The organism is Actinomadura sp. GC306 (assembly GCF_004348665.1).
Lineage (GTDB): Bacteria > Actinomycetota > Actinomycetes > Streptosporangiales > Streptosporangiaceae > Spirillospora.
The window spans coordinates 1-14,776 of the sequence record NZ_SMKM01000060.1 but is presented as its reverse complement, the minus strand read 5'-3'; the positions used below and the strand labels follow the sequence as shown (position 1 = coordinate 14,776).

13 protein-coding genes and 1 pseudogene are annotated in these 14,776 nt (G+C 71.2%); 8 read left to right on the top strand and 6 right to left on the bottom strand.

Annotation, left to right across the window (positions count from 1 at the left end):
* Positions 1-314: 314 nt before the first annotated feature.
* Both E1200_RS11655 and E1200_RS11650 read right to left on the bottom strand, forming a co-directional pair.
* Positions 315-1,199: a DNA methyltransferase gene (locus E1200_RS11655; protein WP_131951868.1), complete on the bottom strand. Its 885-nt coding sequence runs from the start codon at positions 1,197-1,199 to the stop codon at positions 315-317.
* Entirely contained in the window at positions 1,196-2,128 is a 933-nt protein-coding gene (locus E1200_RS11650) for a hypothetical protein (RefSeq protein ID WP_131951867.1), read from the bottom strand. Before E1200_RS11650 ends, E1200_RS11655 begins: the two co-directional genes overlap by 4 nt.
* 682 nt (positions 2,129-2,810) lie before the next feature.
* Between E1200_RS11650 and E1200_RS11645 the strand changes: the two genes are divergently transcribed.
* From E1200_RS11645 to E1200_RS11610, 8 genes are all read left to right on the top strand, one after another.
* The gene (locus E1200_RS11645; RefSeq protein WP_207933299.1) at positions 2,811-3,101 is read left to right on the top strand and encodes a pilin; all 291 of its coding nucleotides are present in this window, start codon (positions 2,811-2,813) and stop codon (positions 3,099-3,101) included.
* 350 nt (positions 3,102-3,451) lie between these two features.
* The gene (locus tag E1200_RS11640) at positions 3,452-4,894 is read left to right on the top strand and encodes a hypothetical protein (RefSeq protein ID WP_131951866.1); all 1,443 of its coding nucleotides are present in this window, start codon (positions 3,452-3,454) and stop codon (positions 4,892-4,894) included.
* Positions 4,891-5,886 (top strand): PrgI family protein, encoded by a 996-nt coding sequence (locus E1200_RS11635; protein ID WP_131951865.1) that lies wholly within the window; start codon positions 4,891-4,893, stop codon positions 5,884-5,886. Before E1200_RS11640 ends, E1200_RS11635 begins: the two co-directional genes overlap by 4 nt.
* Before the next feature lie 114 nt (positions 5,887-6,000).
* The gene (locus tag E1200_RS11630; RefSeq protein WP_131951864.1) at positions 6,001-7,758 is read left to right on the top strand and encodes an ATP-binding protein; all 1,758 of its coding nucleotides are present in this window, start codon (positions 6,001-6,003) and stop codon (positions 7,756-7,758) included.
* On the top strand, positions 7,755-10,262 hold the full coding sequence (locus E1200_RS11625; protein ID WP_131951863.1) for a DUF87 domain-containing protein: 2,508 nt from the start codon (positions 7,755-7,757) through the stop codon (positions 10,260-10,262). Before E1200_RS11630 ends, E1200_RS11625 begins: the two co-directional genes overlap by 4 nt.
* Positions 10,259-11,185 carry a replication-relaxation family protein gene (locus E1200_RS11620; RefSeq protein WP_131951862.1) on the top strand — a complete coding sequence of 309 codons (927 nt, stop codon included), beginning with the start codon at positions 10,259-10,261 and terminating at the stop codon, positions 11,183-11,185. Before E1200_RS11625 ends, E1200_RS11620 begins: the two co-directional genes overlap by 4 nt.
* 41 nt (positions 11,186-11,226) lie before the next feature.
* Positions 11,227-12,174, top strand: a complete 948-nt coding sequence (locus tag E1200_RS11615; RefSeq protein ID WP_243708484.1) for a bifunctional lytic transglycosylase/C40 family peptidase — start codon at positions 11,227-11,229, stop codon at positions 12,172-12,174.
* Positions 12,171-12,782 carry a DUF2637 domain-containing protein gene (locus E1200_RS11610; protein ID WP_131951860.1) on the top strand — a complete coding sequence of 204 codons (612 nt, stop codon included), beginning with the start codon at positions 12,171-12,173 and terminating at the stop codon, positions 12,780-12,782. Before E1200_RS11615 ends, E1200_RS11610 begins: the two co-directional genes overlap by 4 nt.
* 72 nt (positions 12,783-12,854) lie before the next feature.
* On the opposite strand, the gene E1200_RS11605 is transcribed toward E1200_RS11610, so the two are convergent.
* The 4 genes and pseudogenes from E1200_RS11605 to E1200_RS33650 form a co-directional block, all read right to left on the bottom strand.
* Complete coding sequence (locus E1200_RS11605; RefSeq protein ID WP_131951859.1) at positions 12,855-13,235, bottom strand: hypothetical protein; 381 nt, start codon at positions 13,233-13,235, stop codon at positions 12,855-12,857.
* A gap of 12 nt (positions 13,236-13,247) precedes the next feature.
* The gene (locus E1200_RS11600) at positions 13,248-13,670 is read right to left on the bottom strand and encodes a hypothetical protein (protein ID WP_131951858.1); all 423 of its coding nucleotides are present in this window, start codon (positions 13,668-13,670) and stop codon (positions 13,248-13,250) included.
* 94 nt (positions 13,671-13,764) lie between these two features.
* On the bottom strand, positions 13,765-14,037 hold the full coding sequence (locus E1200_RS11595) for a hypothetical protein (protein WP_131951857.1): 273 nt from the start codon (positions 14,035-14,037) through the stop codon (positions 13,765-13,767).
* Between the two features lie 188 nt (positions 14,038-14,225).
* Positions 14,226-14,776: pseudogene (locus tag E1200_RS33650) on the bottom strand (hypothetical protein); the annotation flags it as partial.

The window sequence follows — 14,776 nt, the reverse complement described above, 5'->3', positions numbered from 1 at the left end:
TGCGGAGCGCCCGTATCGACGCTCGCCTTCGCCCCGCCGGTCAAGCCCGCGTCTGACCGGGACGGTCTCCTGCACGGTCGTGACGGGTGGCGCGATGAACTGGGGACGGCCTGCCGGGACGGCAAGGTGCCAGGCGTCGCCGCATCGGTAGGCGCGCAGCCGGTTGCCGGGAGCGGCGATGCGAGCGGCGTGCCGGGCGGTGCGGCGGCTGCGGTAGCGGGCGCGTCCGCACCGCCCGCATAGGCCGAGTTGGAGGATGGCCAGCATCTCCAGGACCCGGTTCCGCCCTGCTGGCTTGTGGTGCCGGTGGTTGGTCATCGGGCCGCCTCCGGCAGGTCGCTGGCGCGTTGGAACAGGAGGAGGTCTTCGTGGGCGGTGGCGCAGGCGGGGATGCCGCGGTCGCGGGCGCGGCGGGTCTCCAGCATCTGGAAGAAGGAGGCCCGGTTGACCAGCCTTCCGTCGCGCAGACCAGCGAGCAGGGCGGCATACCGGCCGACCAGGGCGAGACCATGGCGTTGGGCGGTGTCGATGACCTGGCCAGGCAGGTCGATCAGTCCCCCTTTGACCCGGATCGGCCGGACGGTTATGGCGATCACACCGCCAGGGCGCAGCAGGGTGGCGCTGCCGGCGAGGATGCGGCCGAAGGCGTCCAGGAGGCCGGGCAGGGGCTGGTGGGCGAGGTTGCCGCGGTCGGTGGAGTAGCGGTGGTGGCGCTTGTCGATCTTTCCGCCGCCATTGTCGCGTCCGGAGCGAATGTGCCCGTGGGTATGCGACCCGTACGGCGGTGAGGTGAGCACCAGCGTCGCCTCCCCGTGCAGTGCTCGGTAGAGGGTGGCGATGTTGCGGGCGTCCCCGCACACCAGCTGCGGTGTGCCGGTGGCTCCCTGGGCGTGGGCGTGCCGCAGGTTGCCCACGGTGAGGTGGACGAAGTCGGGCTCGTACTCCACGCCGGCGGCGTCGCGGCCGAGGTGAATGGCCTCGACGAGGGTGGTGCCGATACCGCACATCGGGTCGATGACCAGGTCACCGGGACGGGTGAAGGCTCCGATGACAGTGGCGGCGATGGCGGGCAGCATCTTGCCGGGGTGGCGCATCGACTCGGGTGTGTAGCGGCCGTGGCGCTGCAGCCGGGACGGGCGCTGCCCGGTCGCGAGGACCGACGGCAACGCCTTGGTGCGGGAGAGGTGTTCGTGGTTCATCGGGTCCTCCCGTTGTGCGGGCTGTCGGCGCCGGATGAACTCTTGGGTTTGCTGAACAGGGACACCGTGGCGTGGACCCCGACCGTGGGCGGATGGGCGCTGGAGCGGGTGTCGCGCAGGTGCGCAAGGTCAGTGGGGCCGGCCTGCACGACCAGTGCGTCGCCCTCGATCGGGACGCGCAACGCGATGACGTGCTGGACGTAGCGCAACCCGAGACTCTGGGCGTGGCGGATGATGCGCGGTGCGGGGTCGATGAGGCGTCCGGCCTGGTGACGGGCCGTGGTGATGACCGCCAGGACGCCGCCGGGGGCCAGCACCCGCCATGCCGATGCGATGAACAACCCGAGTTGTTCGCTGGAGAGCATCCACAGGTCGGCCCGGCATGCCGGGCAGCCCGCGGCTGCGCCGCGCCTGGTGTCGTGCCCGCCGGTCTCGTAGGGCGGCGGTGCGCCTATGACAAGGGAGACCTGTCCGAGGTGGTCCGCCAAGCCTTTGGCCATCTGGTCGGGCCGGACGGGACGCATCTGCACTCGCGTCAGGTGCCGCTGGTCCAGGGTGGCGCGGAGCCGGGTGCCGATGTGCTGGGCGAGTGGGAAGTGCGGGACCAGCGCGATGGCGCGGCGGTCGAGTTCGGCGGCGGCGACCAGGGTGGCTTCGCTGGTGGTGAAGCCTTCGGCGACCAGTGCCCCCTCGCTGGTGCAGGTACTGATCAGGTGCTGAGCCAGTTCCCGCCCGACGGTCTGGCGGTGCTGAACGCAAACTGCGGTACCGGACCTGTGTCGGTTCGAGCGGCCGCCCGGTCCGGGAGGCCTTTCCTCGCTGCGAGGGTCCGAGCACAGCCAGACGGTCAGCGGGACCATGCGGCGCTGACCGGCGGGCGGGTTGTTGCTGGTGGGTGGGTGGTGCGGGCTGGACGGCGTGTGGTTCATGTACTGGGTGACCCGAGACGGCCACCCGATCCCCGTGCCCTGATAAAGCACCGCCGCAGGGCCCGGTTTTCACGATCGGTCGCGTCATGATCTGGTCAAGAACAGCCGAGCGGCCCGCGACTGGGCGCTCATCCCCATGCGGACGGCTTGAGAAGCCGTAAACGCTTATCGGCTCGGGGCTCGCTACGGCTTACGGTGGGGTGACTCGTCCACTGGATCACCCAAGTCCTGGTCAAGGATGCTGGGGAGACGGTGAATCGGGGCCTGTTCGGCGGTGCTTCATGGGTGCCAGTCGAGATCACCGGTGAACGGTGCGGCCCTTGAGCGGACGGCCAGAAACCCGGTCCCCGCCGCAATCATCCGTCTCGCATGTCCCGTCAGGAGGACACCCGCAGCCCGAGGGCCGCGCCGTTTCCCCGCTGATCGCACGGCTGGCAGCCGATTCCGTCGATCACATTCCGGAGACGCTGCCATGCGCACCCGCACACACTCACACCGAATCCTCCATCAACTCGCCTCAAAGTGGCCTGCCCGAAACCCCAGTGGAAGCAGCCGCCTTGTGCGGCCCGGCACCACCTCATCTGCGCCCGTTCCAACCGCAGGTCGCCGTGTAACGCTGCGCCGACGGCCGTCGCGGCGGCGGCTAGTGGCGGCGTCGGTGGTGTGGACGGTCGGGTGTGTGATGACCGCGCTGCTGGTGCCCGGTGTCGCCGAAGCCAGCACCAACCTCGCCGCGGCCGCCTCGTTGGACGAGGTGATCAACAATCTGCGGGATGTGATCGTGGGTTTGTTGGTGGGGTTGGCGACGTTGTTCGCCACGATCGGCGGGGTCCGCTACATGCTGGCCGGCGGTGACCCCGGTGAGGTCGAGGCGGCCAAGAAGACTCTGCGGTACGCCGCTATCGGGTACTCGGTCGCGGTGCTGGCGCCGCTGCTGGTCAAGATCCTCCAGGGCATCGTCGGCGCACCGTGACCGCCCCGACGTGCCCGCCCGCTCGTCCGCGTAGGTCCGTGGCGTTCACCATCGCGGTGGCGCTGCTGGTCATGTTGACGGCGAGCATGGTGCTGGGTGCGGTGGCCGGACCGGTCTGGAGTGCAGCCGATCCCGCACCCCAGCCAGCGATGACCCCGTCACCCCAGGCGCCCGCTACTACGCCGCCACCGTCTTCGCCGCAACCATCCGCTCCGGTTGAGTCTCCGCTCCCGTCGCAACCTGGGGAACCGGCCCCGGGCTCTTCACCGGCTCCAGCGACACCGGGCGAGCAAACTCCGGGCGATGGCGGCGCGGAGGGCGCGGGGTGCGGGTTCATGGACATGGGCTGCATGGCCAAGCAGGCGGTGAACGGCTGGTTCGCCGACCTGGTGACCAGCGCCGCCGAGCCGATCTGCGACCTGCTGGCGCAGACCGTGCTGGGCACCCCGCCGCTGGACTCGCCCGGCATGGCTCGCGCCAAGGACCTGTGGGGCGTGTCGCAGACCATCGCCAACACCTGCTACGTGCTGATCATCACTGCGGGTGGTGTGCTGCTGATCGCGGGGCACTCGCTCCCGGGCAGTGAGTTGACGGCGGGGCAGTTGGTGGCGCGGTTGGTGGGTGCGTTCGCGGGCTCCAACCTGAGCCTCATTCTGATCGGGTATGCGATCGCCTTCGCCAACGGCCTGTCGGGGGCGTTTCTCAGCGCCGGGGCGGAGGCGATGGATCCGAGCCGGGTCGCCGAGGCGATCGCCGCGTACTTGGCCGCGAGTCTGGTGCCCAATCAGCCGTTCACGATCTTCATCGGGCTGGGTGTGGTGGTGCTGGCGTTGTGCTTGGCGTTCATCTACATCATCCGGGTCGCTTTGACCATGGTGCTGATCGCGGCGGCGCCCGTGGCGTTGATGTTCCACGCGCTGCCGGTCACCGATGGGCTGGCCCGGTTGTGGTGGCGCAGCATCTCCGGTGTTCTGGCGATCGGGGTGTGCCAGTCCCTGATCTTGGCGACCGCGTTCCGGCTGCTGTTCTCCAATGTCGACGGGCAGCCCGGCGACTCGGGCGGCGGGTTTCCCGGGATCGCCTCGGGGGCTGGGATTGATCTGCTGCTGGCGCTGTGCCTGCTGTGGATCATGGTCCGTGTCCCGTCGTGGGTTGCCCGCACCATCTGGCGCGCCGCTCAGCCCAGCGCGCTGACCGGACTGGTCAAAAGCCTCATCCTCTATCGCGGTCTGGGTGCCTTGACGCGCCGCCGCGTCCCCACCGGCAAGTCCTGGCCCCCGTCACCTCCGCCGTCTTCGTTCGCGCCTTCACGGCCGCCTCGGCAGTACTTCCGGCCGGTGCCGACGATGCCCGGCCTGCCACGCCCCGCGCTGGCACCGCTCGACACCTCGCGGGCGGCGCTGGCGTCGCCCGGTCCGTCTGATCCGCCGCTGGCGCTGCCCGCTGGTGCGATCCCGATGCCTCCTGGAGCTTTCCCGATGCCGCCAGGCCAGCCACCCGACCCCAACAGCGGCAACCAGACCGGCCACCGCCCGAGGCAGCTCACATTGCCGATTCCGGCCGCCCCCGGCTCCGCCGGCAAGACCACCGCGCGGCGGCCGACGCAGCTGGCGTTGCCGATCCCGGTGACGCGCTCGCCGCGGCCGCCCGCACCCGGTGGCGCTGCGGCGGAGGGTGGGCGGCTGCGGGTGCGGTCGGGGCAGCTGATGTTGCCCGGTATGCCCAGACGTCCAGTCCCGCGACGGCAGCTGACCTTGTGGATCGACCCGCCGAAATCAAGGAGGCGCCGATGAGCACCCGGCACCAGCACACCGAGGCGCCGATGAGCGTGAAGATCCCCGCCGATGTCGACCAGCCGGACAAGATCCTGTACGGCCTCACCGCCCGGCAACTGGCGATCCTGGTCGGCACCGCCGCCCTTTGCTTGTGGCTCTTGCTCACCCTTGGGCCGCTGGTGCCGATCCCGGTTCTGGTCGGGGTGCTGGTGCCGGTCGTGGCGGCCGGGGTCGTGCTGGCGGTTGCCCGCCACGACGGGATGAACCTCGACCGCTACGCACTGGCGGCCCTGCGCCATCTGCGACGAACGAAAGAACGGGTCACGGCTGCCGGGCCGGCGCAGCCGCCACCGGCCTGGTGCCGGATGCGCGGGCGGCTCCCTGAACCGCTGCGGCTGCCCGTGCGCGCCGTCCGCCAGGACGGGGTGCTGGAGCTGGCTTCGGGCGGTGTCGCCGTCATCGTCCGCGCCGGCACCCTCACCTTCGGCCTGCGTACCCCCGGTGAGCAGGCGGGACTGGTGGCGGTGTTCGGTCGCTGGCTCAACTCCCTGGACACCCCCGTCCAGCTCCTGGTTCAAGCCCGCCCGGTCGACCTGACCGGGCTGGCCGACCACATCACCCAACATGCATCCGCGCTCCCCGACCCGGCATTGGAGCAGGCCGCGTCCGAGCATGCGGCGTTTCTGGCCGATCTCGGTGTCGAGCACGACCTGCTCATGCGGCAGGTCCTCATCGTCATCACCGGGCACGTCCCCTCCTCGCCCCCGGCGCCCGCCCTGCCATGGCGGCAGCGCAAACGCCACCGAGTGGGACGCGACACCGCCGCTGCGGTCGCCCTGCGCCGCGCCGCCGAGGCCGAGCAAGCCCTGGCCGCGCTCGCCATTCCCGCCGAGGTCCTGGACGCCGCGAGCGCCACCGCCGTCATGACCGAATCCCTATCCCCAGGCGAACCCCGCCTTGTGGACAACGCGGCACCCGATGACGTGATCACTCACCGGCAGGAGGACTGAATGCGGCTTTTGCTTGGTGCGCTTTCGCGCACACTCGGCCTCACCGCGCAGCCAGGCTCTTCCGGCGATGAACTCGCAGAAGACGGTCATGAAGGTGGTCTGGTCGGCCTGGGGATGGGGCCGTCGGCGCTGCGGGTCAATACCCGGTCGCTGGAGTTGCCCGGCGGGGTGTGCGCGTCGTTCGCGGTGACCGGGTACCCGCGGGAGGTCGGCGCGGGGTGGCTGGAGCCGCTGCTCACCTACCCCGGCCGCCTCGACGTCTCCGTTCACATCGACCCAATCCCGCCGCTGGTGGCCGCGCAGCGGCTCCGCCGCCAGCTCGCCCGCCTAGAGTCGGCCTCGCGCGCCGACGCGCAGCGGGGGCGGCTGGCCGACTTCGCCGCCGAGGCCGCCGCCGACGACGCCGCCGAACTCGCCGCCTCGCTCGCCCGCGGGCACGGCCGCCTGTTCCGCGTCGGCCTGTACCTGACCGTCCATGCCCCGGACGCGGGTGTGTTGGAGGGGGAGGTGCAGCGGGTGCGGGCGCTGGCCGCCTCGTTGCTGCTGGACGCCCAGCCGACCACGTTCCGCGCCCTCCAAGGCTGGACATCGACTCTGCCGCTTGCAGCGGACTCGATCGGGGCGCGGCGGGTGTTCGACACCGCCGCGCTCGCCGCCGCCTTTCCGTTCACCTCACCGGACCTGCAGCCGGTGCTGGGCGACACGCCGGTGCTGTACGGGCTGAACGCCTACTCCTCCGGAGTGGTGGTGTGGGACCGGTTCGCCCAGGACAACTACAACTCCGTCACCCTCGCCCGCTCGGGCGCCGGTAAGTCCTACTTCACCAAACTCGAAACCCTGCGCCTGCTCTACCAGGGCGTGCACGTCGCCGTCATCGATCCTGAAGACGAATACCGGCGGTTGTGCGACCACGTCGCCGGGACCCACATCGCGCTCGGCGCACCCGGCGTCTACTTCAACCCCTTCGACCTACCGCAAGGGCAAGGCGAAGACACCCTCATCCGCCGCGCCCTGTTCCTGCAGACACTCATCAGCGCGATGCTCGACGAGCCGCTCACACCGGCGGCACGAGCGGTCCTGGACCGGGCAGTGCTGGCCGCCTACCGGGTGCGCGGTATCGGTTCCGACCCCCGCACATGGGCGCGTCCCGCCCCCGTTCTGGCCGACCTGGCCACCCAGCTCGACACGATCGCCGGGCAGGGCGCCTCGGAGGCGAGTGCGGCGGCTGATCTGGCGGCGCGGCTGGCGCCGTATGTGACCGGCTCCCACCGGGGCTTGTTCGCCGGACCGACCACCACCCGCCCGACCGGGCATCTGGTGGTGTTCTCGCTGCGCGACCTGCCCGACGAGGTCCGTGCCGTCGGGATGCTGCTCGCCCTGGACGCGATCTGGCGCGCTGTCGCCAACCCTGCCGACCGGCGCCGCCGCCTGGTCGTGGTCGACGAGGCGTGGACGCTCATGCGCGAAGACGAGGGCGCCCGGTTCCTGTACCGGCTGGCCAAGTCCGCCCGCAAGCACTGGGCCGGCCTCGCCGTCGTCACCCAGGACGCCGGCGACCTGCTGTCCACCGACCTCGGGCAGGCGGTGATCGCCAACTCCGCCACCCAAATCCTGCTGCGCCAAGCACCCCAGGCCATCGACCAGATCGCCGACGCCTTCGACCTCACCGACGGCGAGAAGACCTTCCTGCTCGCGGCCGACCGCGGCCAAGGACTGCTGTGCGGAACCGGAGCCGGATCAGACCGGGCCGCGTTCTCCGCCGTCGCCAGCCGGCACGAACACCGACTCGTCACCACCGACCCCGCCGAACTCGCCGGCCACCAGCAGCACGACGCCACTGCAACCTCGGACATGGAGAGCGCCCAGCGATGACTCGTATAACTTTCCTGGACGGCCCCGGCACGGGCCTGGACGGGCTGCTTTCGGACCTCGGTCAGGCTCCTCAGCAGTTCATTGACCTTGCCACCGGCTACGGCCCCGTCGCCGCGCTGGGCGTCCTCGGCGCTGCCGCTGCCTGGACGAGCGCGCGGTGGGTGGTGTGGGACTGGCGCAACAGCCGACTCGAGCCCGGCGCCCGGCTGATCGAGGTGGCGGTGCCCCCGAAGGTGGAGCCGGGCAGCGCCGCGGCCTGGTGGGCCCGCCTCATCGGCCTCACCCACCCCCGCTGGAAACGGCTCATCTTCGGGCAGCCGCACCTGGCGTTCGAGTACCACGCCGACCACAACGGCGTCCGCTTCCATATCTGGGTCCCCGGCACCATCCCGCCTGGAATAGTCGAGAAGACCATCCGGGCGTCCTGGCCCGGCGCCACCCTCACCACCCACCCAGCCACACCGCCACTCCCACTCGACCAGGAGTACCGGGCGGCGGGCGGGCGGCTGGTCCTGGCCCGCCCCGACCACTTCCCGCTCACCAGCGACCACGACACCGACCCACTGCGCGGACTGCTCGGCACCGCCTCCGGCCTAGCCGAAGGCGAACACCTCGCCGTGCAGATCCTCGCCTGTCCCGCCACCGGCCGCCGCCTCACCAAGGCACACCGGGCCGCCGCAGCGCTGCGCGGGGGCCGATCCACCGCACCCCAAAGCTTCCTGTTCGACCTGGTCATCCCCGGCATGTCGGGGCACCACCACCCGAGCGAACTCACCCGCCAGCATCCTGAGCGCGCCGAACAGGTCCGCGCCATCCTCGGCAAAGCCGCCCAGCCGCGCTTTGAGGTCCAGATCCGCTACGGCGTCGCCAGCCGCCACCCCGACCAAGTCACCGCCGGGTGGCTACGGGCGCACGCGCACGAAACCGCCTCGACGTTCGCGCTGTTCACCTCCGGCCACCAGTACCTGCGCCGCCGCCGACTCCACCACCCCGCCGCCCGGCTGGCCGAGCGTCGTCTGCACCGCGGCTACCTGCTGTCGGTCGCCGAACTCGCCGCGATCGCGCACCTGCCCTACGACCTGGCCGCACCCGGCGTCACCCGCGCCGGCGCCCGCCCCGTCGCGCCCTCACCCGCCATCCCCGTCTCCGGCCCCGGCGTCCGCGTCCTGGGCGACTCCGACGCCGGCGCACCGCGCCCGGTCGGCCTCACCGTCGCCAGCGCCCGCCAGCACCTGCACGTCCTCGGACAGACCGGCGTCGGCAAATCCACCTTCCTGGCCAACCTCATCCTCTCCGACGCCACCGCCGGGCGCGGCGCGCTGGTCATCGACCCCAAAGGCGACCTGGTCGCCGACATCCTGCAGCGCCTCCCCGAACGCGCAATCGGCCACACCGTCGTGTTCGACCCCGCCGCATCAGGCCGGCCACCGTGCCTGAACGTGCTCGCCGGACACGATGCGGCCTTTGCGGCCGAGTCGATCGTGACCACTTTCCGCCGCTGCTTCACCTCCGCCTGGGGACCCCGCCTGGACGACCTGCTCCGCTCGGCCTGCCTCACCCTGACCCGCGTCAACGGCACCCGCGCCACCCTCGGCGACATCCCCAAACTCCTCATCGACACCGCCTACCGCGCCCGCGTCACCGCACGCCTCACCGACGAACTCCTGCACGGGTTCTGGGCCTCCTACGACGAACTCACCCCGGCTGCACGCGCCTCGGTGATCAGCCCAGTCATGAACAAACTCCGCGCCGTCCTGCTGCGCCCCTTCATCCGCGACACCCTGTCCGGAGGCGCCTCCACCGTCGATCTCGCAGGCACCCTCGCCTCCGGCGGCCTCATCCTCGCCCGCCTCCCGAAAGGCGTCCTTGGCGAGGACGCTGTCCGCCTGTTCGGGTCACTGCTGCTGGCGCAGACCTGGCAGGCCATCACCCCACGCGCCACCCAACTCGAGCACGAGCGGCCGGACGCGTCCGCCTACATCGACGAGGCCCACAACTTCCTCAACCTGCCCGGCTCCGTCAGCGACATCCTCGCCGAAGCCCGCGCCTACCGCTTCAGCCTCACCCTCGCCCACCAGCACCTTTCCCAACTCCCCAAGGACCTGCGCGAAGCCGTCTCCGCCGACGCCCGCAACAAGATCTACTTCGCAGCCTCACCCGAAGACGCCACCGACCTGGCCCGCCACACCGCGCCGCTCCTAGCGCCGCACGACCTCTCCCATCTGGGCGCCTACCAAGCCGCCGCCCGCCTCATGGACGGCAACACCCCTACCCCGCCCTTCACCTTCCGCACCCGCCCACTACCCGACCCCATCCCCGGAAGGGCAGCCGTAGTCCGCAGCGCATCACGCGAACGCTTCACACCCCAGCGCACCGCACGCTCGATCCCCGAGGTCGCGTTGCGCAATTTGGACGCCTCACCGCTTACACCCGCCGAAAGGCCCAATCGGGCAACCACGGTCAGCGCCGATGCGCTACCGCCCGCAGAGGAAGAGGGGCGATGACCCGGCCTCGCACAACCCGCACCCGGCTACGCGGAACCCAGATCCGTGCCCCACGAGTCACCCCCGAGGTCGTCGCGGAACTGGCCTACCGGCTCACCGACCGCGATCGGAACCTGCTGACCCTGCTCTGGGAACACCGCGTCCTGACGACCGATCAGCTCACCCGACTGTTGTTCCCCACCCCAGAACGAGCCCGACAGCGCCTCAACCACCTGCACAACCACCACGCCCTACTCCGGTTCCGCCCCTGGGCACCCGTCGGCTCCAAGCCCTGGCACTGGGTCCTCGGCCCGGCCGGCGCGCATGTACTGGCCGTCCAGCACGGCCAAAGCGTCGCCGAGTTCGGCTACCGGCAGGACACCGCCACCGCCATCGCCGTCTCACCCCGCCTCGCCCACCAGGTCGGCGTGAACGAGTTCTTCGTCTCCCTGCACGCTTACGTCCGGCGCCGAGGCGGCGCCGTGGAGCAGTGGTGGTCGGAGCACCGTTGCGCGGCCTTGTGGGGTGATCTGGCACGGCCGGATGCCTTCGGCCGCTGGACCGAGCCCAGCGCCGACGGCACTGCGGCCACGCTGGACTTCTTCCTCGAACACGACACGGGTACCGAAACCCTCGCCCGGGTCACCGCCAAACTCGGAGGTTACGCCGACCTCGCCGAAGCCACCGGTACCACCACACCTGTCCTGTTCTGGCTGCCCTCATCCAAACGCGAGGCCAACCTCCGCCGCCTGCTCGGCACCCCCGAGATTCCGGTCGCCACCGCCGTTCACACGCCCGCCAGCTCATTTCACGGGCCCGCCGGGCCGGTGTGGCAGCCCGCCGGCGCCACCGGCCCTCGGCGCAGTCTCGGCGATCTCGCGCGCCTGTGGGCCACCGTCCGCCGGCACGACGACGCTCAAGCGCACGACTCGGCGGGCTCTTGATGCCGCTGGTTGTTGGAGCAGCCGTCGGCGTCCTGGTCCTGATGGCCGTGCTCGTCGCGGTGATCGGCGCGGTCATGCCCGGCTCCGGACAGGCCGTCTGCCAGCCTGAGCCCGGTAGCTCCACCGCCGACATCCCGCCTGCGTATCTGACGCTCTACCGCGCAGCCGGGCAAGAGTACGGGATCGGGTGGCACGTCTTGGCGGCGGTCGGGAAGGTCGAGTCCGACCACGGGCGCGGGCCCGGCCCCGGTATCTCCTCGGGCCGCAACCATGCCGGAGCGGCCGGTCCCATGCAGTTCATGCCCGGCACCTGGGCCGCGTTCGGTGTCGACGGCGACCGCGACGGCCGCAGGGATGTATATGACCCTGCCGATGCGATCCCGGCCGCCGCCCGCTACCTCAAGCACGGCGGCGCACCCGAACGCCTCCGGACTGCACTGTTCCAGTACAACCACTCCGACGCCTACGTGGACAAGGTCGTCCGACAAGCTCGCGCCTACGCCCAACGCACACCTAATCAGCTCGGCGCCACTTCAGCAGACTGCGCCGGCGCCTTCTCGGCCGTGGTGCCTCCCGGCCACGCTGCCGCGAAGGCGATTGCGTTCGCCCGCGCGCAACTCGGCAAACCGTATCTTTGGGGCGCGACGGGGCCGGGTGCGTTCGACTGTTCCGGCTTGACCTACGCCGCCTACCGCGCCGCCGGTCTCAGCATCCCGCGCGTGTCCGGTGCGCAGTGGCGGCACGGCCCCCGCGTCCCTGTCGGGCGTGAGCAGCCGGGCGACCTGGTGTTCTTCAACTCCGGGCCGGGCACCTCCACCAGCAATCCCGGGCACGTCGGCCTGGTCATCGGGGGCGGGAAGATGATCGCCGCACCGCACACCGGCACCGTCGTCCAGATTCAGTCCTACCGCCGCTCCACACTGCTCGGCTTCACCCGACCCACCGCACACCAGCGAGCAGGAGCACCGGCGAGCGGAGCCGGCCGGTGACCGATCGCCTGATCAAAGTGACCACGGCGCTGGCGGTGGTGGCGGTCGCTGCCGTGGCCGCGCTCATCTCCTACGCGCACATGCTCGACCTGGTCCGTTCCCACGGTGAAACCGGCGCGACGGCGCGGCTGGTGCCGTTCACCGTGGACGGCCTGATCTGGGCGGCGTCCATGGTGATCCTGGACGCCAGCCGCCGCAACCGCCCTGTACCGGCGTTGGCCGGGTGGAGCCTGGCTGCGGGCATCTGCGCCACGGTGGGCGCCAACGTGGCGCACGGCGCCACACACGGGCCCATCGGCGCGCTGGTCAGCGCCTGGCCCGCCCTGGCGTTGGTCGGCTCGTTCGAGTTGCTGATGACTCTCACCCGCCGCGCGGCACCCCGCCGGGTGAGGGCGCCGGAACCGGAACGTACCAGTCTGGAGCAGCCCCACCCGGATGGCGCCAGGCTGGAGCAGCCTGTTGAGCAGGCCGTCCTGGCCGAGTATCGCGCGAGTTTGAACGGGCCGGGGCGGCCGGTTTCTCAGCGGTATCTGGCCGAGAAGTACGGCATCGATCGCCGCAAGGTCAAGCAGATCATCAGCGGCACGCAGACCCCCGCCCCGTCCTGAAGCAGTGCCGGGACGGGGCGGGGGAGGGTGACGGTCCCCCCTTAGCGGAGGCCGACCTCGGCGGGTGCCCGGTCAGGTCTCGCCCGGGGCTCGGTTGGTGGTGATCCGCCATTGGGAGTGCCAGCGGCGGGTGACCTTGTTGGGCACGTGGTGACGCTGGATCTTGCCTGCCTGTTCCAGCCACCGCAGCGCCTTGCCGGTGGCGGCCGGGCTGATCGATGCCGCCACCGTGATCTGGGCGGCGGTCATCGCGGCGCCGGTGCTCGTCAGCACGTCCAGGACGGCGCGCTCAGGGACCGTCAGCGTCGAGCCGGTGCCGCCCCGGCCGGTGCGGTCGGGGGCCGGGGCGAGGCCGAGCCAGCGGCGCAGGAACTGATCGACAGTCTCACCTTCGCGCTTGCTGCGCTCCAGAAAGGCAGCGACCTCATCATCGATTCTGATCGTGCGGGACATCGAAGACTCCTCTCACCGACGGCGGTCGGCTGTCGCCGGTGCCGGGTCGTCGGGCCGGTTGTCGGGGGCGGTGTAGACGGGGCCGCTGAGGGCGTGGCCGAGTTCGTGGTAGGTCTCGGCGACGTCGAGGCTCCCGGCGTGGTGCCCGCACCGGGCGCCGTTCATCTTCTGGCAGCCGGGGCACGACTCCGGGATCGGCGGGCGGGCCGCGGCGGCCTCGCGCAGGGCGATGAGCAGCGCGGTCTCGCTGTCCAGGACCGGCTCGGCCGCCTCGGCGACGCGGTAGGCGGCGGTGACCACCTCGTGCACGGCCTGTAGGCGGTTGCGGGGCTTCTCATCGAGTTTGGCGGTGGCGTCGATGAGAGCGCACAGCTCGACGATCAGGCCGGTGTCGTCCGTCTCCGGCTGAGTTGCGGATGGTGGCAGGTGGCTCACGGGTTGGGCCTTTCGGTGCGGGTGGTGAGGTCGTCCAGATGGGCGTCGTCGCGGTCGAAGGTGCGGGCCGTCTCGATGAGGTGACGCCGACGCCTTAGGTGAAGGGGTCGGCGTGGCGCGGGATGGTGCGGTCGGTCAGCGCACGGCGGGCGGTGTCGCGGGCGCGCCACGGCGCCTGGACGGGGTCCAGGCCCTCGTGGTCGATGCCGGTGACCGGCTCGCCCCACCAAGTTGCGGCAGCGCGGGCGACGGCAGCGACCTCGGTGGCGGTGTCGTCTTTCTCGTCGAGGCCGGCGAGCATCTTCGCCTCTGCCTCACAGCGCCGTTGGCGGGTGTCGTCATGGCGGTCTCGAATGTAGGTCTCCATGCAGTTCACGGTCGGTCTCTCCTTGCCGAGTTGAGGACTTCTTTGGTCTTGCGGCGCCCGGTGCTGTCCATCCGCCAGGATGGTTGGCGGCGTGTCCCGGTAGTGGGCGGCGGGTGTCGCTGTGCCGCCCGGTAGGGGCCGGTGACGGCCCGGTGCGCCCCGTGTGGGGCGCACCGGGCGGCGGGTGGTCAGGCGTTGCGTAGGGCGCGGACAGCGGCGGCGCCGATGGCGTCGGCGGCTGCGGCGGGGTCGGTGAGGGCGACCCGGTGGGCGCTTTTCATGGCCCTGGTGCGGCCGTTCATTGACAGCCACAGCACGCCGCATCCGGCGGCGGTGAGCCGGTCGAGGCGCTGCTGTCCGTCTTCGCGTTGGTCGTCTTTGAAGATGCCGTCGGAGACGATGACCAGCAGGCGGGCGGCGCCGGGGCGGGTCAGTTCGGCGGCGGAGTCGAGGGCGTCGACGGCCTGGACGAAGTTCTCGTAGTTGTCTCGGGCGGCGAACGTGGTCACGGTGTTCGGAGTGTGTCCGGGGTGGACGATGGGGCGGACGCGGGCGCCGAAGATGAGGGTGGCGGCCAGGGCGTCGGGGATGTGTCCGGCGGCGCGGGCGATGATCCAGGCGGCGGAGGCGACCGGGGCGGCCAGGGCGTTCATGGAGCCGGACACGTCGCAGGCTATGCCGATGCGCAGCGGCGGCGCGGGCACGTGGCGGCGGGTGGTGCGGGTGAACGGTTCGGCGG